Source organism: Xanthomonas sp. NCPPB 1325 (genome assembly GCF_041477645.2).
GTDB classification, from domain to species: domain Bacteria; phylum Pseudomonadota; class Gammaproteobacteria; order Xanthomonadales; family Xanthomonadaceae; genus Xanthomonas; species Xanthomonas cannabis.
Window position 1 is genome coordinate 4,108,485 of record NZ_CM192985.1, and the last position, 22,328, is coordinate 4,130,812.

At 61.6% G+C, this 22,328-nt stretch carries 14 protein-coding genes; 2 read left to right on the forward strand and 12 right to left on the reverse strand.

All coding sequences use genetic code 11. From position 1 onward, the window contains the following. Positions 1-421: 421 nt before the first annotated feature. The 8 genes from ACCQ10_RS17305 to ACCQ10_RS17340 form a co-directional block, all read right to left on the reverse strand. Positions 422-4,921: a glycoside hydrolase family 99-like domain-containing protein gene (locus tag ACCQ10_RS17305; protein WP_372361395.1), complete on the reverse strand. Its 4,500-nt coding sequence runs from the start codon at positions 4,919-4,921 to the stop codon at positions 422-424. Next, positions 4,921-6,258, reverse strand: a complete 1,338-nt coding sequence (locus ACCQ10_RS17310; protein WP_372361396.1) for an ABC transporter ATP-binding protein — start codon at positions 6,256-6,258, stop codon at positions 4,921-4,923. Before ACCQ10_RS17310 ends, ACCQ10_RS17305 begins: the two co-directional genes overlap by 1 nt. Beyond that, a complete protein-coding gene (locus tag ACCQ10_RS17315; protein ID WP_372361397.1) occupies positions 6,248-7,087 on the reverse strand; it encodes an ABC transporter permease in 840 nt (279 codons plus the stop codon). Before ACCQ10_RS17315 ends, ACCQ10_RS17310 begins: the two co-directional genes overlap by 11 nt. After that, positions 7,087-8,283, reverse strand: a complete 1,197-nt coding sequence (locus ACCQ10_RS17320; RefSeq protein ID WP_372361398.1) for a cystathionine gamma-synthase — start codon at positions 8,281-8,283, stop codon at positions 7,087-7,089. The genes ACCQ10_RS17315 and ACCQ10_RS17320 overlap by 1 nt, the downstream gene beginning before the upstream one ends. A gap of 102 nt (positions 8,284-8,385) precedes the next feature. Beyond that, positions 8,386-9,756, reverse strand: a complete 1,371-nt coding sequence (locus tag ACCQ10_RS17325) for a pyridoxal-phosphate dependent enzyme (RefSeq protein ID WP_039403582.1) — start codon at positions 9,754-9,756, stop codon at positions 8,386-8,388. A 232-nt stretch (positions 9,757-9,988) separates the two neighbouring features. After that, the gene (locus tag ACCQ10_RS17330; RefSeq protein WP_005991804.1) at positions 9,989-10,207 is read right to left on the reverse strand and encodes an HP1242/YdcH family protein; all 219 of its coding nucleotides are present in this window, start codon (positions 10,205-10,207) and stop codon (positions 9,989-9,991) included. 353 nt (positions 10,208-10,560) lie between these two features. Then, positions 10,561-11,451 carry a hypothetical protein gene (locus ACCQ10_RS17335; RefSeq protein WP_372361399.1) on the reverse strand — a complete coding sequence of 297 codons (891 nt, stop codon included), beginning with the start codon at positions 11,449-11,451 and terminating at the stop codon, positions 10,561-10,563. After that, a complete protein-coding gene (locus ACCQ10_RS17340) occupies positions 11,448-11,831 on the reverse strand; it encodes a DUF4398 domain-containing protein (protein WP_166744243.1) in 384 nt (127 codons plus the stop codon). Before ACCQ10_RS17340 ends, ACCQ10_RS17335 begins: the two co-directional genes overlap by 4 nt. A gap of 98 nt (positions 11,832-11,929) precedes the next feature. Here ACCQ10_RS17340 and ACCQ10_RS17345 point away from each other — a divergent pair, with 98 nt between their 5' ends. Next, on the forward strand, positions 11,930-13,063 hold the full coding sequence (locus ACCQ10_RS17345; RefSeq protein WP_039403605.1) for a PilT/PilU family type 4a pilus ATPase: 1,134 nt from the start codon (positions 11,930-11,932) through the stop codon (positions 13,061-13,063). Positions 13,064-13,530: 467 nt separating this feature from the next. On the opposite strand, the gene maiA is transcribed toward ACCQ10_RS17345, so the two are convergent. Beyond that, positions 13,531-14,193: a maleylacetoacetate isomerase gene (gene maiA / locus ACCQ10_RS17350; protein ID WP_372361400.1), complete on the reverse strand. Its 663-nt coding sequence runs from the start codon at positions 14,191-14,193 to the stop codon at positions 13,531-13,533. Between the two features lie 43 nt (positions 14,194-14,236). Next, positions 14,237-15,226 (reverse strand): fumarylacetoacetate hydrolase family protein, encoded by a 990-nt coding sequence (locus ACCQ10_RS17355; protein WP_372361401.1) that lies wholly within the window; start codon positions 15,224-15,226, stop codon positions 14,237-14,239. 378 nt (positions 15,227-15,604) lie between these two features. Between ACCQ10_RS17355 and ACCQ10_RS17360 the strand changes: the two genes are divergently transcribed. Continuing rightward, the gene (locus tag ACCQ10_RS17360) at positions 15,605-16,987 is read left to right on the forward strand and encodes a DEAD/DEAH box helicase (protein WP_039403615.1); all 1,383 of its coding nucleotides are present in this window, start codon (positions 15,605-15,607) and stop codon (positions 16,985-16,987) included. A 204-nt stretch (positions 16,988-17,191) separates the two neighbouring features. Here ACCQ10_RS17360 and ACCQ10_RS17365 read toward each other — a convergent pair whose 3' ends face one another. Together ACCQ10_RS17365 and ACCQ10_RS17370 are read right to left on the reverse strand one after the other, a co-directional pair. Continuing rightward, a complete protein-coding gene (locus ACCQ10_RS17365) occupies positions 17,192-19,489 on the reverse strand; it encodes a transferrin receptor-like dimerization domain-containing protein (RefSeq protein WP_372361402.1) in 2,298 nt (765 codons plus the stop codon). A 166-nt stretch (positions 19,490-19,655) separates the two neighbouring features. Further along, positions 19,656-22,289 (reverse strand): TonB-dependent receptor plug domain-containing protein, encoded by a 2,634-nt coding sequence (locus tag ACCQ10_RS17370; protein ID WP_372361403.1) that lies wholly within the window; start codon positions 22,287-22,289, stop codon positions 19,656-19,658. Positions 22,290-22,328 lie beyond the last annotated feature (39 nt).

Genomic DNA, 22,328 nt, shown 5'->3' on the forward strand with positions numbered 1-22,328 from the left:
TACGCGGCCGTAGCCTGACGCAAGTGAGATCAGGACTGTGCTAAATTTTTGCCCTGCGAGACCTGCAGGGTAGTAAATTCTCGAGTATATGCGTCAGAGGCATGCAATTAATACTACCCCAGCATGGCAACTGAATTAAAGCACACACTCTCAGCCATTTAACAGAAATCCGTTAGCCAAATGGCATCATCAAGTGCAGATTTACAACACCTCTTTGTCTTTGCTCTGGAATCGAACGCCGCGATGCGGTTACATCTAGAATATAAATGAGAGGACAAGTGATACGATGTCGTCAGCTTGCGCTTAGCAATTTCCTGAACCGACATTATTAGCGACGGGATCCAAATTGAGTCTTATTCGGGAAGCGGGCTCGTAATTGGCCCATTCTTCACATCAAGAATGGGCCAATCCCAGACCACGTCTAGGATTTATGCAAGGTCGGCTTGGCGTAAGCGTATGTCTTGAAAGAGCCGTAGGCTTCGGTAAATGGTGTATTACTGGAAGCAATGTAATATCCCGACGAACATGTCGCGATACTAAAGCAGCGTTCTATCGCGTGCGCTAGCGTCCCATCCACCTGCCCGGCCTCAGGTTCAAAATCTTCGCGTGTCAACTCTAAATCAATAATTGGCTGGATTGCCTCTATACGAGCGTAGAACATCGAACCGGCAGCGAACATTGCAATGGCAGGATCGACAGGATCGCTATGCATCTGTCGCGACAGACGATGCACCGCATCAGCATTCGCGCCCCAGTAGGTCGTCATCGGCAAAATATGCCCATCGGGCGCGGAGAGACCCAGCTCTGGCTGCTGGCGGAATGCATCAAAGTTGCGGGCGGCCAGATAGGGATCCAGTAGCTTGTCGAGCATGTCTCGCCGCCATGACTCGCCGTCCTCACGGTGGAGCGAACGCTTGGTATGCAACTTCAGTACCAGTGACTCGGAAGCGTCCAGCGTCTTTAGGGTTTCCAGAAAAGGCAGAATGTCACGTCCGTGGTTCTCGTAAACTTGCACCTCGGCGTCCATTCCCGCATCGGCAAGTCGCGCCTTCACATCCTGCACATTGCGAGCGACTGTAGAGATTACAAGACGGTATGGTACGGTCCACGCGGATAGTGACGCCAACATCTCAGGAAGAAGTTCTGGATAGAAGGCGTGGATAATCACCACCACCCGCTCCGGCGTGCGCGGCATAGGTACACGACGTAGTGCCTGCCGAGTCGCTTCCAAATACGCATATCCGTAGCGACGATCCGGCTCCAGATGCGCGCCCTCAGCCCACTCGTTCCAGGCATTAACAAACACTAGGGAATTTCCCCGCACCGGGTGCTGACGGGCATAGTCAATTGCTCCTCTTAGCCAAGTGCGATAGCGTTCCGGAGTGGAACGGGCGACTGTATAGCCTTTACCCGGCTTGCGCGCGTCATTATCCCAGCCAGGAAAAACGCCTCGGATCAGGTCGTATTCCGGCTTTGCCTCGGCAAAGGCGCTACTAACGACATCGGCATAATCAACCACATTACCCTGGAAGGCAGGATTCACGATCTCCAACTCGTGATTAATCGAAGACAAACCTGCCGCGACTTTGTGAGGTGGAAATTCAACCGCGGCGTCAAAGCCGTATTCACGCGGATCAAGCTTATCGAACTGCACCATACAGATGAACAGCTCACCGATTCCCACTTCGCGGCAATGCTGCCGCCAACGTTCCAACGTTGCGCCAGCATCAGGCAGCAACGAGGGTCGATAAAGAATGACTAATGGGCGCCCATCAACACGGATATAGCGTGAATCCCTTAGCAGAGGCTCCAATTCTGTGATAAAGGCACGGTCGTCTTCAGCACTGTAATCCTGAGCGATGAGCACATCGTTCTCAAGGCCATCCCAGCGGCGGGTCCAGTTTTCGTTCGCCCAGCAAATACAGAAAGGCAGGTCGACATCAGAAGCGAGTAGCTGATCGAGCGGGCGCTCCATAAGCCGCTTACCAGCGAACCAATAATAATGGAAGCAAAAGCCTTCAATGCCATACAATTTTGCAAGCTCCGCCTGACGGCGCATAACATCGATCAGACGCAAATCGTAGAAGCCAAGTTCACCCGGTAAATGGGGCTGATAATGCCCCACGAACTGCGGAACTGCTTTGCTGACATTCGTCCACTCGGTGAAGCCGCGCCCCCACCATGCGTCATTCTCGGGAAAGGGATGAAACTGCGGGAGATAGAAGGCAATGACACGCGCAGCGTTTGCGCGGGGATCAATCCCAGCTGCAATACCGACATACTCACTTTCAGACGGTTTGGGCAGCTGCAGGATGGCTTGCGTGTAACGATGCAAGAAAGAATCGCCGCCGTCCTCAACAGACTCCGACGCAGGAGACAACACAATCTCTTGTGGCTGATCAGGCTGGCGGGCGGCCAACCAGTTCCTGTAAGCATTAGTCCTTCCAAATACACTAGGCATCAGCCGGAAGGATGCGGACTTGATTGATTGGCGCGTCGCCTCCGACACAGGAAGCGCGCGATAAACGCGGCGCAGGCTACGTCCAACCGATTGCCTAACGAATTGTGGGCGAAGCATATTCCTGAGCACTCGCAATGGCATGGTAATTCGCCAACTAGTTGATGCCAGCAGCCGATCCAGCTCAGCTGCACGCTCTGACGCCAGGCGAAGCGATTGCTCATATATTCCAAGCGCATCCTTGGTTTCAATCAAATCGCGCCCTAGCCTGACTTCGGTTTCTCGAGCTTGCTCAGCGAGCTGAAACATTCTCTCTAGAATTGTGTTATTTCTTTCCAGTGCACGATTACGTTCAGCGCGCGCTTCTATCAACGACTGGATTTCAGCATCCTTGAGTTGATCGTTCCCGGCAAGAGCCTGTATTTCAGCATCCTTCAATCGCTCACGTGCCGCGCTCGCCGCTAATAGGGCCTGGATCTCCAGTTCCTTAAGGCGAAGCTTTTCAGTTAACGATTCACGTAATGCTTCCACTTCCGTTTCCCTCCGTTTTTCCGCATCTTCCATGGCTGCCATATGCTGCCGAATCTCCGCATCCTTTAGCTGCTCTTTCTCAGCATTGATTGCCAGCTCGGCCAACAGTTGCGCTTGCCTTTGACGAAGCGCGTCCCCATCGTCTTGGCCTTCCTTGAGTCCTTCCTGAAAATGACGACTAATATCGCTAATTCGCTGCGCAGTATCGGACATCAAGGAATTCCAATCTCTTGACATCCTTGCCACATCAGGAAGCGATCGTAAATTGAAATTTGAAAAACTTTTCAGACCTAACCCACTGTCCCGCCCGTAGACCAAACGTGTGACCATGCCATCTAGATCGATGAAACGTTCGACATCGCCCTCTCCAACTGGCGCGCCCATCATATCCATCAGGAGGCGAAGCAGCGTCGGGAGATGAAGATGAGAAATATCTTCGGGCGCGCCTACTGCAACCAACGAGGTAAATGAACCAATGATGGCCCGATAAATCAAATAGGATAGCTCAAGCTCCCCGTGCCAGACCCATTCCAAATCGATAAACTGGTGACCACCGTCTTCCATTTGCATTAGATTACGCGGCAGAGCATCCAGAGCCCAGCCTGGAAGCATGCCAGCACTCGTGGAATCACCTGCCACTTCGACCTCGTGTAGCAGGGCATCCTTCCATTGCCCCAACCATTCGGCCACCTCCGCAGCTGTCCAACCATCGCGAGTTACTATGGCTTCCAATGCCTGACTGTGTATCCGTCCGTGTAGAAATGGCTCCGGTAGCAACCGCATGCTGATGGGCCGCGAGCGCTCAAGATTGTCATCTTCTGCGAGGCGACTGCGGACGACTTCTATTTCGTTACCACTTATGCCCGATTGAAATTGAACCTGCTTGCAAAATACCGGGACGCGTTCGCTAGCAAAGTGCAGTGCCAAGGGCACAGGTCCACTGTTGGAAACTGAAGCAGCCCGTTTACGAGCTACCACCAGAAATGAATTGGACATGTCCGCCAGCAAACCGTTGCGACCGATCACCGTCCAAGCACGCTCCAATGCGAACAGTGGAGCATAGGGAAGCTGTGGGTCGCTCGATGCACTCTGGCTGGCTAGAGAACTTGGATCGAACTGCGGGTAAGAGCCGTCGTAACCTGCTGGGAAAACTACCGCACCAGGAAACTTGTAATCAGGAAATGGCAATAAGAACTCAGTGTGCTCGAAACCTGCGTCTTGAAGCATTCTCGTCAGCTCAAGCCGACCAAAAGTCACTACGGTTTTTTCACCATAGTTATCCGAAACGCCATACATGGCTTTACCAACATGGTCTTCAGGCATGCCAGCCAGATACTTAAGGCCCAATTGGTTTTCGATCGCGACAACCAACACACCATCGTCAGCCAGCAATGAGTGCGCCTTACGCAGCCAAGTAGCTGTGGGATCTGCAGCCTTGCCATAGATCCTCGAGTACTCAAGGACGCCGATGAGCGTCACTGCGTCAAACGCATCTTCAGCCGAAAAGTTCTCCAGGACGTCATTCACCACCTGCACATTCGGCAAGTCCCGACAACGTGACGCAGTCATTCGCGCGCGGCGCTGGCTGCCTTCCAACGCAACCAGTTTAGTTCCGAGCTCACCCAAGTAGCGGGAAATAGCGCCACAGCCTGAGCCGACCTCCAGAACACGGCCAGTTAGCACATCTGCCAAAGGACGCAAAAGGTTCGCACGGCTGGCACTAAGGTGATAGCGCGATGGCCAGTCGATCTGGTGCTCAGATAATGATCGCGAAAACAATGAGACGTCGTCGCAACCAGCTATCGCAGCAGCTACTCGCTGCTCAGCTTCATCACCATCGCTATAGCCGAACTCTTCTGCCTGATCTTTAGGTAGCCAGACTCCTTCAGACAGTATATATGCGCTTGCTATTCCCACATACGAGTTAGACATTAACTTGCCAATCCTTGTTGAACGGCCAATTTAGGACGAATCACAGCTCCAACGTCACTGAATCCGACAAATCCTTCCGAAATGACCTGGAAGTGGATCGAATCGTAGCGCCTATCGTGAGGAATCACATCATCGCCCTGTCGACTAGCAACGCCAACCGAAACAAAGTAATCGCCACTCCCTAATCTACATTCAAAGTCGACATCAATTCGTATGACGCTTCCCACAGCGCCTAATTGCGCCATCTCGACAATCTCTTGCATCTCGGTGTTGGTCGCATAAACAGTCACACCCTCGGTGTTCTTGATGGTAAGACCAAGCACCGGGCGCATTACTTCTCGTTCGAAACGAACGGCAAGACTTAGACAGCCGGCCTCGCCGCTAGAAACGACCTGGGGAAACGGCTGGGCGCCAACTTGCAGATAAAAATCTTGCAGGATGGCCGCTCGATCCCCCCAGCGATATTCATGGGGGTTGTAATTCGGATGACCAGAAAATGGATCGCTCCCTGCTGGCGGCACCGCCAAGAATCCATGCTGGCTTTCCACCTCGCCGCTGCCTTCAATTTTTACCGGGGTCTGCAACGGACGACTTTTTCCGAAGAGCAGGTCCATATAGTGGTGCACCACTTTTTTGGGCGCGCCATCCATCAGCAAACGGCCTCCATCTAGAAGTACCGCGCGATCACAATGCGTAACAATTTGTTCAGTGGAATGAGATACGAACAGGATGGACGTACCTTGCTCACGCAACTCGCGCAATCTTGCAAAGCACTTCGACTGGAACTTCGCGTCACCTACCGCGAGCGCCTCGTCCACAACCAAAACGTCCGGGGTGACATTGATAGCCACGGCGAACGCTAGGCGGACAAACATACCGCTGGAATAGGTCTTTACAGGTTGATCGATGAATTCGCCGATATCAGCAAATTCCGTAATGTGCTGGAAGCGCTCTTCAATCTCTTTGCGCGAAAGACCAAGGACCGCGCCGTAAACGAAGACATTCTCTCGTCCGGTGAACTCTGGGTTGAAGCCAGCCCCAAGCTCCAGCAGAGCGGCGACCCGCCCATTTACAACCGCAGTGCCCGTCGTGGGTGCCAATGTGCCGCAAATAATCTGCAAAAGAGTCGATTTACCGGAACCATTACGCCCGACGATACCTACACTTTCCCCCTTCCCCACATTAAAACTAACCGCGTCAAGCGCGTGGAACTCACGAAACCACTGAGCCTTGCGTTCATTCGGACTCAGCATCTGCATCAATCGATGATGCGATTTTTGGTAAACAGGAAATATCTTGCCAATATTATGAACTTGGATAATCGGCTCAGATGACATCTGCGAATCCTCTACGAGTCGCCTTGAACCATGCAAAGCCTGCATAGAACACAATTATCGCGATGCACATATAAATTCCGAGACCAATGAAATTTGGCGGATTCCCCCAAAGCGCTACTTCGCGCGCCTGGTCAATAATGAATGTTAGCGGATTCAACTTAAAAACCAGTTCAAAGCTCTCTGGGATCGCCTGTTCTGGGATCATGGCCGAAGACAGAAACAACAGCGCAGTGGAAAGCACACCGGTAACCTGGGTGATATCGCGGAAGTACACTCCAAGCGAAGCTAGAAACCAAGACACTCCCAGCCCCAGTACTACCAGTGGCAGCAGTACAACCGGCAGTAATAAAATTGTCCAGGATATCTGGCCATCCATAGCTAACCGGAGCAGCGCAAATACAACTGTATTCATCAGCACATGGAAAAGTGCAGATGCGACCATTGGCCAAGGTAAAATTTCAAGTGGGAATATGACCCGTTTGACAAAATTCGGGTTACCCATAATCAAGTATGGTGAACGGCTTAGACATTCTGCAAAGAAGCCATGCACGATCAAGCCAACAAACAGCACCAATGAGAAGTGCGCTTGGCCTTCGGCGACCTGGGGCCAGCGGCTTTTCATGATGGAACCAAACGCAATCGTATAAACAATCAATAGCAGAAATGGACTTATCAGCGACCAGAGTAGGCCAAAGCTTGCTCCGCGATAGCGACCCAGTATTTCGCGCTTGGATAATTCCAATGTCAAATCCCGACGCTCCCTAAGTGCGTCGAAAGGGCCGAGTACTAACCTTGTTAGGCGTCCTCGACCAAGTAAAGTCCGGCTCATCAAAAACGTCCCTCTTGCAGTGCAATTTCCAAATCCCCACGCAAATCCCTCAAATCCTCAACCCCCACACTCAGTCTTACCAGTGCATCGCTGATACCAAGCTGGTCGCGGCGGGCCACGGGGATGGAGGCGTGCGTCATGACGGCTGGATGGTTGACCAGGCTTTCCACGCCACCCAGCGATTCGGCCAGGGTGAACAGTTCGGTCTTCTCGCAGAAACGCTTGGCCGCGTCGAAGCCGCCCTTGAGGACGATCGAGACGATGCCGCCGAAGCCGGACATCTGGCTTTTCGCGAGCGCGTGCTGCGGGTGCGAGGCCAGGCCGGGGTAGATCACCTTCTCGATCGCGGGATGCGTCTCCAGCCACTGCGCCAGCGCCAGGGCGTTCTCGCAATGCGCGCGCATGCGCAGCGGCAACGTCTTCAATCCACGTAACGCGAGGAAGCTGTCGAACGGGCCTTGCACGCCGCCGATGGAGTTCTGCAGAAACGCCAGTTGCTCGGCCAGTTCGGCGTTGTCGCCGACCACCGCGATGCCGCCGACCATGTCCGAGTGGCCGTTGAGGTACTTGGTGGCCGAGTGCACCACGATGTCGGCGCCCAGGCCGAGCGGGCGTTGCAGCATCGGCGAGGCGAAGGTGTTGTCGACCACGATCAGCAGGCCATGCTTGCGCGCGATCGCAGCGATGCCGGCGATATCGACCAGCTTGAGCATCGGGTTGGTCGGGGTTTCGATCCACACCATCTCGGTGTCGGGGCGGATCGCAGCTTCGAATGCGGCCGGGTCGGTCAGGTCGACGAAGCTGAAATCCAGGCCGGCGGTGCGGCGGCGCACGCGCTCGAACAGGCGGAAGGTGCCGCCGTACAGGTCGTCCATCGCCACCACGTGGCTGCCGGCATCCAGCAGTTCCATCACCGTGGAGGTGGCGGCCATCCCGGAGGCGAACGCGAATGCACGCGTGCCCCCTTCCAGCGATGCAACACAGCGCTCATAGGCAAAGCGCGTGGGGTTGTGGGTGCGCGAGTACTCGAAGCCCTGATGCTCGCCCGGGCTGGACTGCGCATAGGTGGACGTGGCATAGATCGGCGGCATCACCGCCCCGGTGCTGGGATCCGGCGACTGCCCTCCATGGATCGCCAGCGTCGCGAGCGACAGTGCGCGCTCGCCATCACGGCTATTGGTGGTGCGATTGGACATGGAGGTTCCCGGAAAAAGTGGCGGATTGTAGCAAGCAGGTCTGAATGGCCGGTGCCGCGCGTCTCATCCGGGCGCGCGGCGCTGGCTGATCACTGCATGCGATCACTGCACGCGGCGGCGCAGGTAGTTGAGCAGGTCGATACGGGTGATCAGGCCCAGGAACTGCTTGCCGTCCATGACGATGGCAACCTGTCCGCGGTCGAACACCGGCAGCAGCGCTTCGATCGGCGACGCGACATCCAGGCGATCGAGCTTGCTGACCATGGCAGTGGAAATCGGGTCGCGGAAGCGCGCCTCGTCGCCATACACATGCAGCAGCACGTCGCTCTCGTCGACGATGCCGACCAGCTCGCCGTCGTCGATCACCGGCAACTGCGAGACGTCGTATAGCTTCATGCGCTGGTACGCGGTGGTCAGCAGGTCCTTCGGGCCTACCACGACGGTGTCGCGCTTGTTGTACGGGCGCAGGATCAGGTCGCGCAGGTCGCCGTGCTGCGGGCGCTCCAAAAAGCCGTTGTCCAGCATCCAGTAGTCGTTGTACATCTTCGACAGGTACTTGTTGCCGGTGTCACAGACGAATACCAACACGCGCTTGGGCGTGGTCTGCTCGCGGCAGTACTTCAGCGCGGCGGCCAGCAGGGTGCCGGTGGACGAGCCGCCGAGGATGCCCTCCTTGGCCAGCAGCTCGCGCGCGGTATGGAAGCTCTCCGCATCGCTGATGGAATAGGCCTTCTTGACGCGCGTGAAGTCGGAGATATCCGGCAGGAAGTCCTCGCCGATGCCTTCGACCAGCCAGCTGCCGGACTTTTCGCTGACCGTGCCCTCTTCGATGTACTGGGTCAGGATCGAGCCGACCGGGTCGGCCAGCACCAGTTCGGTGTGCGGCGAGGCGCTGGCGAACGCGCGCGACAGGCCGGTCATGGTGCCGGAGCTGCCGCAGCCGAACACGATCGCGTCCAGCTGGCCGTCCATCTGCGCCAGGATTTCCGGGCCGGTGCCGAATTCGTGCGCGGCCGGGTTGTCCGGATTGCCGAACTGGTTGATGAAGTAGGCGCCTGGGGTCTCGGCGGCGATCTTGGCGGCCAGGTCCTGGTAATACTCCGGGTGGCCCTTGGCCACGTCCGAGCGGGTCAGCACCACGTTGGCGCCCATGGCCTTGAGATTGAAGATCTTCTCGCGGCTCATCTTGTCCGGCACCACCAGGATCAGCTGGTAGCCCTTCTGCTGCGCCACCAGGGCCAGACCCAGGCCGGTATTGCCGGCGGTGCCTTCCACCAGGGTGGCGCCGGGCTTCAGGTCGCCGCGCTGCTCAGCTGCCTCGATCATCGACAGGCCGATGCGGTCCTTGATCGATCCGCCGGGATTGTTCGCCTCCAGCTTGAGGAACAGCTCGCAGACGCCGGTGTCCAGGCGCTGGGCCTTGACGATCGGCGTGTTGCCAATCAGTTCGAGTACGGAGGAATGAATCGCCATCGGGATATCGTCGCTGCGCCGCGCGGGCTAGACCGGTCATTATCCGACGAACCGGCGGGGAATGCTCATTCAGGCGTGAAGCGATTGCGCGCCCCGATGAACAAGCGTGCCCAACCGCCCTTGGCAACATGCAACGACCGGTGCTGGCTAAATAAAGACGCGGACGGTGGCAAGCCGACGAGGAGGCCGCCACCGCCCGCGACGGTGAACTTGTTCTAGCGGTGGGGAAGGATCAGTGCGTGAGCTGGTCGTACATCCGGGTGAGCTTTTCTTTGGCCTGCAACTTCTCGCGTTTCATCTGGCCCAAGGTCACGTCGTCGATGGGGAGCACCCCAAGTTCGGCATCCATGCATTTCTTGTTCAAGAGCTTGTGGCGTTGGTACAGCTGCTTGAACTCGGGATCGGACTTGATCAATGCGTCGATTTCGGTCTGCGGTTGCCCTTCGAACATGGCGTTGCCTCCTTCACTTAAAACAAGAACGCCCCGGCCGCGGGCGGCACGGGGCGCTGCTTGGGGATGGAAGACCCACGAGTCACGGTAGCAAAGGTGACAACGGCACACGCACTGGCGAGACCACCTGCTCTTCCACCACGTTGCGTCGCTGCGTGCCCTTGCGTCACTGGCCCGGCCCTCCGTACTTCCAGGCAGCGGAGTTGCTGCCTGGAAGTACGACCCTACGCCGGTCGCGCAGGGGGTTCAAGGCCGAAAGGGCCGCTCCGCCGCTTCTTGGCGTCAATCAGTGACTGCGGTTCAACCGGGCGTCATGCCGGAGTTAAAAGACCTTAACTTCCAACCACTTGCCATCAGGGCGCAACAACGACCTCGGCCGCCCGCGTCTTGCTGGCGGCACCCTTGGCGCCGCTGACCTGCAACCGCGACGCAGCCACCCCGCCGGCCACCAACGCATCGCGTACCACCTCGGCACGCTTCTTGGCCGTGGCCGCGTCGTTGTCGAAGCCGACGATGCTGACCCGGCCCTTCTTGCCGATGTTCAGGTATTCGGCCAGAGCCTTGGCCTGCCCGGCGGCATCACCGGACAACGCCGTCTTGCCACCGAAGGCACCGCTACCCAGGGAAAACACTTCGCCACGGCTATCGAACTTGGCAGCCGGCAACTTGGCCCCGGCCACCAGTTCGGCCTCCTCGTGCGCCAGCTGCACGGCCTTCTGCTGAGCCGCATTGAGCTTGGCGGTCTGTTTGCCGGCCACGCTGGTCAAGGCCAGCTCAGCATCCTGCCGGGCCAGGGTCTCCTGTTCGGCGGCCTGACGCATGCGCTCGGCCTCTTCGGCCTGGATCTGCGCCTGCACGCGCAAGCGCTCGGCCTCCTGGCGCGCGCGCGAGGCATCGCGGCGGCTGGCTTCGATCAGCAAATCATTACGGGTGCCTTCCAGCCGATCCAGCTCGCGCCGCGCCAGTGCGGTGCGGGCGGTGAGCTCGGCAATTTCGACCCGGCGGTCGGCCAGGAACACCAGCTCGTCGCGGTCGCGGCGCTTGGCCTCGGCCAGTGCGGCCACGCTTTGCTGGGCCTGCAGCCGCTCGAAGCGGGCCAGGTCGCTGGTCTGCGGGTCGTTCTGCAGCGCGGCCAGGCGCCGGTTGAGCGCGTCGGCCTGCGGGTCGTCCTTGGCCGCCATCGCCAGCGGCGGCAAGCTGGCCAGGCTCAATACACCGATGTAGAGCAGTGGGCGCAGTTTCATCGGCCACCCTCCCCGGTGTTGAGGCTGTTCTGCAACTGCGCCACTTCCCGCTTGCGCTGTTCCAGCTGGGCGGTGACCACCGCCTCCTCGCTGCGGGCCTTGGCCAGATCGGCGTCGGCGGCAGCACGCAGGGCGATCTGCGGCACCTGCTTGCGCTGACGCTTGTCCAGTTGCGCCTGCTGGGCCTGCATCAATTCCTGGCGGGCCAGGTTCACCAGATCCGGGGCGTATTGGTCGGCATCGGCCTGGGTGGCGCGTTGCACCGCCTGTTCGGCGGCGGTGAGCTCCGGTGCCACCTGGGCGGCGGCCGGAGAGGAAAGAACCATGAAACAGGCGATGCCATACAGGGATCGCCGCAAGTATGCGAAGCTAGCCGTCATTAGGGGAGCCGTAGCGAGAAGTCTCGAGCACGGCCATTGTCGGAAGCCTGCGGCGGACTTGCAACGAGACGCTGCTGTTTGTTGGGGAACCATTGCACATGGATATCGGCTACTTCCTGAAGCTGATGACCGAAAAGAATGCCTCGGACATGTTCTTGACCACCGGCGCGCCGGTGTACATCAAGATCGAAGGCAAGCTCTACCCGCTCGGCAATACGGGGTTGCCGCCGGGAATGGTCAAGAAAATCGCCTATTCCTTGATGGACGAAGGCCAGGTGCCGCAGTTCGAGCGCGAGCTCGAGCTCAACATGGCCATCGCCCTGCCCGACGCGGGCCGCTTCCGCGTCAACGTGTTCAAGCAGCGCGGCGAAGTGGGCATGGTGATCCGCGCCATCCGCAGCCGCATCCCGAGCATCGAAGAGCTCAACCTGCCGCAGGTGCTCAAGGACGTCATCATGACCCCGCGCGGGCTGGTGCTGGTGGTGGGGTCCACCGGCTCGGGCAAGTCGACCTCGCTGGCCTCGATGATCGACCACCGCAACAGCACCACCACCGGGCACATCCTCACCATCGAGGACCCGATCGAATATCTGCACAAGCACAAGATGTCGATCGTGAACCAGCGCGAGGTGGGCCTGGACACCCACGCCTTCCAGAGCGCGCTGAAGAACGCGATGCGCGAGGCGCCGGACGTGATCCTGATCGGCGAGATCCTGGATGCCGAGACGATGGAGGCGGCCATCGCGTTCGCCGAAACCGGCCACCTGTGCCTGGCCACGCTGCACTCCAACAATGCCGACCAGACCATCGAGCGCATCCTCAATTTCTTCCCCGAGAGCGCGCACAAGAACGTGCTGATGAATCTGGCGCTGAATCTGCGCGCGGTGGTGTCGCTGCGCCTGGTCAAGGGCGTGGACGGACGCCGCCGGCCGGCGACCGAGGTACTGCTCAACACGCCGATGATCCGCGACTTGCTCCGGCGCGGGCAGGTGCACGAGGTCAAGCAGGCGATGGAGGAGTCGCTGGAAGAAGGCATGCAGACCTTCGACCAATGCCTGTTCCGGATGGTCAAGACCGGCGAGATCGAGCAGGAAGAGGCGCTGCGCGCCGCCGATTCACGCGATGGCCTGGCGCTGAAATTCCGCCTGTCGGAAGGTGGCTCGGGCGAGCACGACCCTTACGCGGATTACGAAGCGGCGGCTTCGCCGAAGATCAGTCACGGGTTCATCTGATCGGTCTGGCAGCGAGGGTCGGTCATTGCGGCGCTCGGGTTGCCGGCTCCTGCACTGTCAGGGCGGACGCTGCGACGAGCCCCTCGTTCGCGATATCGCTGCGACAGGCGCCCTCATCCGGCGCTGCGCGCCACCTTCTCCCGCATGCGGGAGAAGGGACACCAGTGAGCGTGCGGTGCCTTGGCGCTGGCCTTTGAACCGTACGGGTTAGCGTCGCAACATCCGCCAACATCGCAACGGCCCGGATCGAGCCAGACGCCTGGCCTGCCCTTCTCCCGTCCCACGGGAGAAGGTGCACTAGTGAGCGTGCGGCGCCTTGGCGCTGGCGCTTTGAGCCCTACGGCTTTGCGTCGCAACTTCATCCAGCATCGCAACGGCCCGGTTCGGGCCAGACGCCCGGCTTTCCCTTCTCCCGTACCACGGGAGAAGGTGCCCGAAGGGCGGATGAGGGCCTCGATGCGCAGCCCTCACGCCACCGCATCAACCTGCATCTCCGGCCGTGCCGCGTCGAAGGCCGGTAACGCCAGGCAGGCCTGTTCGATGCGCTGCAGGGTGGGATACGGGCCCAGATCGACCTCGAACCGGTGCGCGTTGTAGAGCTGCGGGATCAATACCCCATCGGCCAGGCCTGGCACATCGCCATGACAGAAGCGGCCAGTGAGCGGGTCGCGTGCCAGCTGCTGTTCCAGTGCGGCAAAGCCGCGCTCCATCCAGTGCCGCGTCCAGTGCTGGCGTTGCACCGCATCCAGCGCGAACTCGCGCTCCAGCAACTGCATGACGCGCAGGTTGTTGAGCGGATGCACATCGCAGGCAATGACCTGCGCCAGCGCACGCACACGGGCGCGCTCGGCAGGCGCTGCCGGTAGCAGACGAGGCGTCTCGGGGAAGGCATCTTCCAGATACTCCAGGATCGCCAGCGATTGCGCGATCACCACCGGGCCATGCCGCAGCGTGGGTACCAGTTCCTGCGGATTGAGCTGCGCATAGGCCGGCGCATGCTGTTCGCCACCGCCGCGCACCAGATGCACCGGATGCGCACGATAGTCCAACGCCTTCAGGTGCAGGCCGATGCGCACGCGATAGGCAGCACTGGAGCGCCAGTACGAAAACAGCTCCAGCGGCGTGCTCATGCGCGGCCGCCGGTGGCGACGTCACGCGACGCGGCAGCGCAGCTCACGGCAGCGGCTGCCGTTCGACGCGCTGCTCGATGGCCCCGAAGATGCTGGCGCCGTCGGCCGCGAACATTTCGATCCGCACCACGTCGCCGAAGGCCATGAACGGCGTGCTGGGCTTGCCGTCGCGCAGGGTCTCGACCACGCGCTGTTCGGCAAAACACGAGGCACCCAGGCTGGTGTCCTGGTTGGCAATCGTGCCCGAGCCGACGATCGTGCCGGCCGACAACGGGCGGGTCTTGGCGGCATGGGCGATCAGCTGGGCGAAGTCGAACTGCATGTCGTTGCCGGCTTCCGGCGCACCGAACCAGGTGCCGTTGACGTGGGTCACCAACGGAAGATGCACCTTGCTGTCGCGCCAGGCATCGCCCAGCTCGTCCGGGGTCACGAACACCGGCGACAGCGCCGAGCGCGGCTTGGATTGCACAAAACCGAAGCCCTTGGCGAGCTCGGCCGGGATCAGGTTGCGCAGCGAGACGTCGTTGACCAGGCCGACCAACTGAATGTGCCCAGTCGCCTGCTCGGGCGAAGCGCCCATCGGCACGTCATCGGTGATGACCACCAGCTCGGCTTCCAGGTCGATGCCGTGCTCTTCGCTGATCACCTTGATGGCATCGCGCGGGCCGTAGAAGCCGGCGCTGGTGGCCTGGTACATCAGCGGGTCGGTGTAGAAGCTCTCCGGCACCTCGGCGTTGCGCGCGCGGCGTACGCGCTCCACGTGCGGCAGGTAGGCACTGCCGTCGACGAACTCGTAGGCGCGCGGCAGCGGCGCGGCCAGGGCCTGCATATCCAGATCGAACACGCCGTCGGCGCTGCCGTCATTGAGCGAGGCCGACAAGGCGTTCAGACGCGGCGCGACATTGCTCCAGTCCTCCAGCGCGCGCTGCAGTGTCGGCGCGATGCCGGTGGCGCGGACTGCCTTGCCCAGGTCGCGGGAGACCACGATCAGGCTGCCGTCGCGGCCGCCTTCCTTCAGGGAACCTAGCTTCATGACCTTCCTGCTGCAGTGACGGATCGGCCGATTGTACGACCTGCTGCAACAGCCGTTACACCTGAAACAACTGAGCCGCAGCACAACCGCACCACGTGAATTTTGTGCAGCGCGCCAAACCCGCGTACACTTGCCGGGTCTGCATGCGGCCGTCCGTTTCCCTCTGGGACCGCCGGCGAGGCCAGGATCGATCGATCCGCTCGCCCGCCCCACCCGACGCCTTTCGTGGTGCCGACAAACCCATCGCTTCTTGATCGGGTTGATCCACCATCTCGCAGCGCGGTTCACGGGAACGCTCCGAGCCTCACCTTCTTGCATCTGCAATGCGTTTGCGCTCCGGGCTTGGCTTGGCGGCGACGCTTTACTTGGAGCTTCCTGATGTCTTTTGAATCCCTGGGCCTTGCGCCCTTCCTGCTACGCGCGTTGGCCGAGCAGGGCTATGAAACCCCTACCCCGATCCAGCAGCAGGCGATCCCGCTGGTGCTGGAAGGCCACGACCTGCTGGCCGGCGCACAGACCGGCACTGGCAAGACCGCCGCGTTCGGCCTGCCGCTGCTGCAGCACCTGGGCACCTCGCCGCAGCCGGTCAACGGCCCGCGCAAGCCGCGCGCGCTGATCCTGACCCCCACCCGCGAGCTGGCCACCCAGGTGCATGACAGCCTGCGCGGCTATAGCAAGTACCTGCGCATTCCCAGCGCGGTGATCTACGGCGGCGTGGGCATGGGCAACCAGCTCGATGCGCTGCGCCGTGGCGTGGACCTGCTGATCGCCTGCCCGGGCCGCCTGATCGACCATATCGAGCGTCGCAGCGTGGACCTGTCCGGCATCGAAGTGCTGATCCTGGACGAAGCCGACCGCATGCTCGACATGGGCTTTTTGCCGTCGATCAAGCGCATCCTGACCAAGCTGCCGCGCCAGAACCGCCAGACCCTGCTGTTCTCGGCCACCTTCGAAGAGAACATCAAGCAGCTGGCGCTGGAGTTCATGCGCAACCCGATGCAGATCCAGGTCACCCCGAGCAATACCGTGGCCGAGAGCATCACCCACCGCGTGCACCCGGTCGATGGCGCGCGCAAGCGCGATCTGCTGCTGCACCTGCTGGCGCAGGACAGCCGCGAGCAGACCCTGGTGTTCGCGCGCACCAAGCATGGCAGCGACAAGCTGGCGCTGTTCCTCGAGAAGTCCGGCATCAAGACCGCGGCGATCCACGGCAACAAGAGCCAGGGCCAGCGCATGCGCGCACTGAGCGACTTCAAGGCCGGCCGCGTCACCGTGCTGGTGGCCACCGACATCGCCGCGCGCGGTATCGATATCGATCAGCTGCCGAAGGTCATCAACTACGACCTGCCGATGGTGGCCGAAGACTACGTGCACCGCATCGGGCGCACCGGCCGTAACGGTTCCACCGGCGAGGCGATCTCGCTGGTGGCGCAGGACGAAGCCAAGCTGCTGCGCCAGATCGTGCGCATGCTGGGCCGCGACGTGGAAATCCGCGACGTGCCGGGCTACGAGCCGCAGACCCCGATCCGCTGGGGTAACAGCGCGCCGGGCCGCGCCGAGCAGCCGGGCGGCGACCGCGCACCGCGCAAGAGCCACGCGCGTCGTCCGCATGGCGATGCGCCGCGTCAGGCGCACGCGCATGCCGGCCCGAAGAAGCCGGGTGGCCAACGCAGCAGCGGGCCGCGTCAGGCCAACGCCGGTGCGGGCGCCGGCCGTCGCGATGGTGGCCGTGGCGGCCAGCGTCCGAGCGGCACGCGCTGATTCCTGCGCGCCGGTGCGACCGGCGCTTAGGTTCGCGTTGAACTGAAAAAGCCGCCCTTTCCGGGCGGCTTTTTTGTGCGCGGTGCAGAGGATGCGCTGTAGCGAACCGGTTGCGCGCAACAAGCATCAGGCATCAGGCAAGACTGGCGGCTGCGGCGGCATCGCTGAGCTAGCGTGCTGCCAGTCTTGCCGTGCAGCGCTCCGCTAGCCCTCGATCAACGTGGTATTGCGATCGATGGACTCGCGATACCGATCCAGCACCGCCGCGGTCTGCACGATGTAGTTGCGCAGATCGTCCCAGCGCCGGTCTTCCAGCGCTTCGCGGATACCCGGCAAGGTCTTGACCTCGTAGCCGGTGGCCAGGCCCGGTGCGTAGATCAGGTTGCGGTACCACGGCCGCCCCGGCAAACCGCCCGCGACCAGCAGCGTTTGATCGATGCGTTGCAGCGAGGCATTGAGCTTGCCGCGCACGTTCGCCTCCAGGTTGCCGCCACGCGCGGCCAGTGCAGCGTCGTAGCGCTTGGCGCTGGTCTGCAGCCGCGTGATCGCCTGATCCAAGGCGGCGAAATCGATCGGCGGCACCGCCGCCTTGGGCTCGGGAGCACGCTGCGGACGGTTGGGGTTATCGACCGCCGCGTAGGCCCCGGCCTGCAACAGCTCGGCCTGCGTACGCGCGGCGGCGCGGTCGCTATCGGCCTGCTGCTTGAGCTCCTGTGCATAGCCGGCCACCGCATCGGCGAAGTCGCCGAAACGTTGCGGCAACACCGGAGCATTGGCCACGCGCAACACGGTGCGGCCCACCGTTTGCGACAGCAGCGGCAGATAGCTGAAATCCGGATCGATATAGCGCGCGAAGTAGTCGTAGGAGTCGTACAACGAGTGGTAGACGCCACTGCCGCCACCCTGCCCGCCATAGCCCAGATCCAGTGTCGCCAACCCCAGATGCTGCAGGAACGGGCTGTAGTCGCTGCCGGAACCGAGCGCCTTGAGCGGGATGTCGCCACCGGCGGCCACCTGCTTGGCAATCTCTTTTTGCGCCGGCTTGGCGGTGGGCGCCAACGCATCGATGCGTGCACGCGCGCGTTGCCGTTCGAGCACGCTCACGCCGCTGTCGGGGTCGCGCACGTCTGCCGCCACGCCATTGACCAGCCGCTGCAGCGCATGGCTGCCACCGGCATTGAGAAAGCCGCGCCCGTTGCCGTCGGTGTTGACGTACAGCACCGCCTTGCGACGCAGCTCGTCGGCGTGCTGCTCGGCCCATTCGGTGGAGCCGAGCAGCCCGGCTTCTTCGCCATCCCAGCTGGCATACACCAGCGTGCGCTTGGGGCGCTGGCCCTGTTTGGCCAGCTCGCCGATCGCCTTGGCTTCGGCCAGCAAGGCGGTGGTGCCCGAGAGCGGATCGGCCGCGCCGAACACCCAGCCGTCGCGGTGATTGCCGCGCACGACCCACTGGTCGGGATACTCGCTGCCGCGCAGGGTGGCGATCACGTTGTAGATGGTCTTGCTGCCCCACTCCGCATCGACCTTGAGATGGACGCGCGCGGTGTTGTCGCCACCGATGCGGTAGGTGATGGGCAGGGCGCCACGCCAGTCTTCCGGTGCCACCGGTCCACCGAGGGCAGCCAGCAACGGTTGTGCGTCGCCCCAACTGATCGGCAAAGTCGGGATCTTCAACACGCTGCCGGCCTGTTCGATCTTCAGCCGCTTCGCGCCCTTGCTTGCGCCTACGCCCGGGGTCAGCGGATCGCCCGGATAGATGGCGAAGTTGGCGACCGAGCCGCGTTGCACGCTCCACTGATTGCGCGCCGGGCCATCCGGATAGGCCTGATCCTGGAAATAACCGTCGTCACGCGGGTCGGAATATATGATCGCGCCGATGGCACCATGCTCCTGCGCCAGCCGCGGCTTGAGCCCGCGCCAGCCCTTGCCGTAGCGCGCGATCACGATCTTGCCGCGCACATCCACGCCGTTGCGCGCCAGTGCTTCGTAGTCTTCGGCGATGCCGTAATTGACGTAGACCAGGTCGCCGGTGACATCGCCATTGCCGCCGTAGATCACATACGGTGGCAACACGTTTTCGGTCTGGGCGGAGGTGCTGTCGCCCGCCAGCGGCGGCTCTTTGAGGCGCGCCACATACGGCGTGGAGCCCAGCAATTCCAGCTGCGAGGTCTTGGGCGAGGGCCACAACACCTCGAAGGTTTCGATGCGCGCATCCCAGCCGTAGGCACGCAGGCGCGTTTGCAGATCGCGGGCGTTTTCCAGGTTGTGCGGGGCGCCGACGTGGTTGGGCGCCGACGACCACTGCTTCAACCAGCCACGATAATCGGCGTCCTTCAAGCCGCTATCGAAACGCGCTTCCAGCGCGCGTTGCGCCTGAGCGGCAGCGGCATCGTACCCGGGCAGCGCGGCCGGTGGCGCTGCAGGATCTGCGGCGGGTTGTGCGGTCAGCGAAGGTGCGGCCAAGGCCAAGGCGATCAGCCAGGCATGCTGCGAAGAGGTCATCGTGCGTCCTTGAGAGTGTTCAGGGCGAAGAGCGAGTGGAATCGTTCGAGGCGATGGCAGCCAGGGCCACCATCGCATGGCCAGGCACGCGCAACCAACAGGCGATGGCGCGACGGCGGTTTGACGGCAAACCACCACCGCGCGCATCGGCGCTGCACTGCGCGGGTCAGAACCGGTAATCCAGTCCAACCGTGAAATAGCGCCCGCGCAGGTCGTACTGGGTGAAATCGTAAGGCGCGCGAATGCCCGGGAACGAGGCATCCACCGGCGGCTGCTTGTCGGCCAGGTTCTCGATCTTGGCGTACAGGGTGAGCTTGTCGATGCCGGTGTAACCCAGATACAGATCGAACTGGTTGTAGTCGCCCACGCGCGACTGCACCGCACTGGCCGCCGCACTGGCCTTCTGGTCGTAGCCGCCGGTGTAGTACCAGGTCAGCGCAGCACTGATCGTGCCCAGGTTCCAGTCCAGCGTGGTGGTGGCCTTGTTGCGCGGCAACGATGGGCCGAGATTGCTCCCGGCGTAATCCTGCAGTGGGCCACCGACCACGGTGGGGCGGCGGTAATCGCGTACATGCGTGTAGGCGGTGTTGAGGCCGAAGTTGCCGGCCGCTTCGGTACGCCAGCGCTGGCGCAATTCGACATCGATCCCGGAGGTCGTCAGCTCGCTGAGGTTTTGATAGCGGTTGTACACCGCCACCAGGGTGCCGCGTTCATTGCGGATCACATCGGCCGGGTCGTTGTTCTGCACGATGGTGGCGTTGTTGCCGGTGCCGACCAGGTTGTCCAGTTCGATCTTGTACCAGTCCACGCTCAGGCTGGTGTCGGCCCACGGCGACAGCACCACGCCCAGGTTGTAGCTGCGCGTGCGTTCGGGGTCGAGGTCGGTGTTGCCGACAGTGAAAAAGGTGGGGTTCTGGCGCGAGCCGGGCACGTCCGGATCGAACGGATCGACCACCGAGCCGTAAGAAATATTGGTGCTGGCCGCATTCTCCGACAACGACGGTGCACGAAACCCGCGCGAGGCCGCCGCGCGCACCAGCACCGCGTCCAGCGGCTGCCAGCGCAGGCTGGCCTTGGGCGAAAACGCATTGCCGAAATCGCTGTAATGATCGCCACGCCCGGCCAGCTGCAGTTCCAGCGATTGCAGTAGCGGCACGTTGACTTCGGCATACAGCGCCGAGACCTTGCGCTCGCCATCCACCGCGGCGATCGCCGGGCGGATCTGCAGGCCCTGGTCGATCTGCACAGGATTACGCGAGACCAGCTCCTCCTGCCGCCACTCCGCTCCGGCGGCGAACCCGACGCTACCGGCCGGCAACGCGAACAGATTGCCGGAGACCTTGGCATCGACACCACGCAAGGTGGATTGCGCCGGACGCAAGGTGCTGAGGTTGATGCCGTCGATCACCGCTTGCGGCGTGGCCGATGGGTTGCGCAGGTTGTAGCTGCCATCGGCCAGTGCCTGCGCCAGGGTGAAGCGATTGGCGAAGCCACCCGAGACGGTTTCGTGCTCGGTGCTGCGCGCGGTGAACGCGGCCGCTTCCCAGTCCCAGCGCTCGGTCTTGCCGCGCACGCCGCCAAGAAATCGGTAGGACTGCGAGCGATTGGTCTTGACCGTCTGGCCCAGGTTAAAAAAGGTGTATTCGATCGGCACTGCCACCCCATACGGGTTGTACGGGCTGGAGGCCGGCAGCAGGTTGGACACCGGCTCGGCCAGCCCGGTGCTGGCGTTCAATGCAAAGCGGCCGCCTTCCAGGGTGAAGTACGGGCTGGAGCCGAAGATCGACACGCCCTTGATCTCGCTGTAGAGCGCCTCGCCGAACGCTTCGACGGTGTCGCTGAGCCGGAAGGTGGCGTTGGTGTAGGCCTGATAGCGCTTGGTCGAGGGAATCAGCGTGGTGAACGGGGCCTGGTTGAAGCCGCAGGTGTCGCCGGCCAGCCCGTCGATGGGCGCGCTGGCGGTGAGCACGGTGCCGGTGGGGCAATTGCCTTGCGCATCCAGCAGCGGCACCGAGCGGCCACCGATCAGATAGCGGGCGCCCTTGGCCGACCAGCCGTTCCAGCGCCCACCCGGTAGATCGGTATAGATGCCCGAACGGGTCAGCGCGCGTTGGTCCTGATCGAGCCGGTCGCGGTTGTAGGCGTCGAAGCTGAAAAGGATGTTGTAGCCGTCGCTGTCCAGGTCGCCGATGCCGCCGATGAGCTTGGCGCGCTGGGTGTCCATGCCGCCCTGATCGGAGGTGCCGCCGCTCACGCCCAGTTCGGCGCCCTGGAAATCCTGGCGGGTGATGATGTTGACCACGCCAGCGACCGCATCGGAACCGTATACGGCGGAGGCGCCGTCCTTGAGCACTTCGATACGCTCCACCGCCACCAGCGGCAGCGCATTGAGATTGACGAAGGTGTCGCCCAGGCCGTTGGCAGGAAAGCCGTAGTTGGCCAGCCGGCGGCCGTTGAGCAGCACCAGGGTGTTCTTCTGCGACAGCCCGCGCAGGCCGATGCCCGCCGAGCCGGAAGCCCAGCCGTTATTGGTGGTCTCGTTGGTGGCGTTGCCGGTGTTGGCCGAGATCGAACGCAGCGCGTCGGCCACGGTGACCTTGCCGGACTGCTCCAGTTGCTGGCGGTCGATCACCTGCACGGGGTTCGGGCCTTCGCTGTCGCTGCGCTTGATGTTGGAGCCGGTGACGCTGACGGTGGCCAGGGTCTTGCCCGTTTCCGGTGGCGCCTCGTCGGCGTGTGCAAGGGGAATCAGCGCCGACAACACGGCAAGAGACAGCAGGTAAGGCGTAGGGCGCTTCACGCACGGCATCCATGAACAGGGGGCTGTGCAGTGAGCCAT

Coding starts and splice junctions, on each gene's coding strand:
- ACCQ10_RS17305 (WP_372361395.1), bottom strand. CDS start 4,921: ATGTCTAACTCGTATGTGGGAATAGCAAGCGCATATATACTGTCTGAA.
- ACCQ10_RS17310 (WP_372361396.1), bottom strand. CDS start 6,258: ATGTCATCTGAGCCGATTATCCAAGTTCATAATATTGGCAAGATATTT.
- ACCQ10_RS17315 (WP_372361397.1), bottom strand. CDS start 7,087: ATGAGCCGGACTTTACTTGGTCGAGGACGCCTAACAAGGTTAGTACTC.
- ACCQ10_RS17320 (WP_372361398.1), bottom strand. CDS start 8,283: ATGTCCAATCGCACCACCAATAGCCGTGATGGCGAGCGCGCACTGTCG.
- ACCQ10_RS17325 (WP_039403582.1), bottom strand. CDS start 9,756: ATGGCGATTCATTCCTCCGTACTCGAACTGATTGGCAACACGCCGATC.
- ACCQ10_RS17330 (WP_005991804.1), bottom strand. CDS start 10,207: ATGTTCGAAGGGCAACCGCAGACCGAAATCGACGCATTGATCAAGTCC.
- ACCQ10_RS17335 (WP_372361399.1), bottom strand. CDS start 11,451: ATGAAACTGCGCCCACTGCTCTACATCGGTGTATTGAGCCTGGCCAGC.
- ACCQ10_RS17340 (WP_166744243.1), bottom strand. CDS start 11,831: ATGACGGCTAGCTTCGCATACTTGCGGCGATCCCTGTATGGCATCGCC.
- ACCQ10_RS17345 (WP_039403605.1), top strand. CDS start 11,930: ATGGATATCGGCTACTTCCTGAAGCTGATGACCGAAAAGAATGCCTCG.
- maiA (WP_372361400.1), bottom strand. CDS start 14,193: ATGAGCACGCCGCTGGAGCTGTTTTCGTACTGGCGCTCCAGTGCTGCC.
- ACCQ10_RS17355 (WP_372361401.1), bottom strand. CDS start 15,226: ATGAAGCTAGGTTCCCTGAAGGAAGGCGGCCGCGACGGCAGCCTGATC.
- ACCQ10_RS17360 (WP_039403615.1), top strand. CDS start 15,605: ATGTCTTTTGAATCCCTGGGCCTTGCGCCCTTCCTGCTACGCGCGTTG.
- ACCQ10_RS17365 (WP_372361402.1), bottom strand. CDS start 19,489: ATGACCTCTTCGCAGCATGCCTGGCTGATCGCCTTGGCCTTGGCCGCA.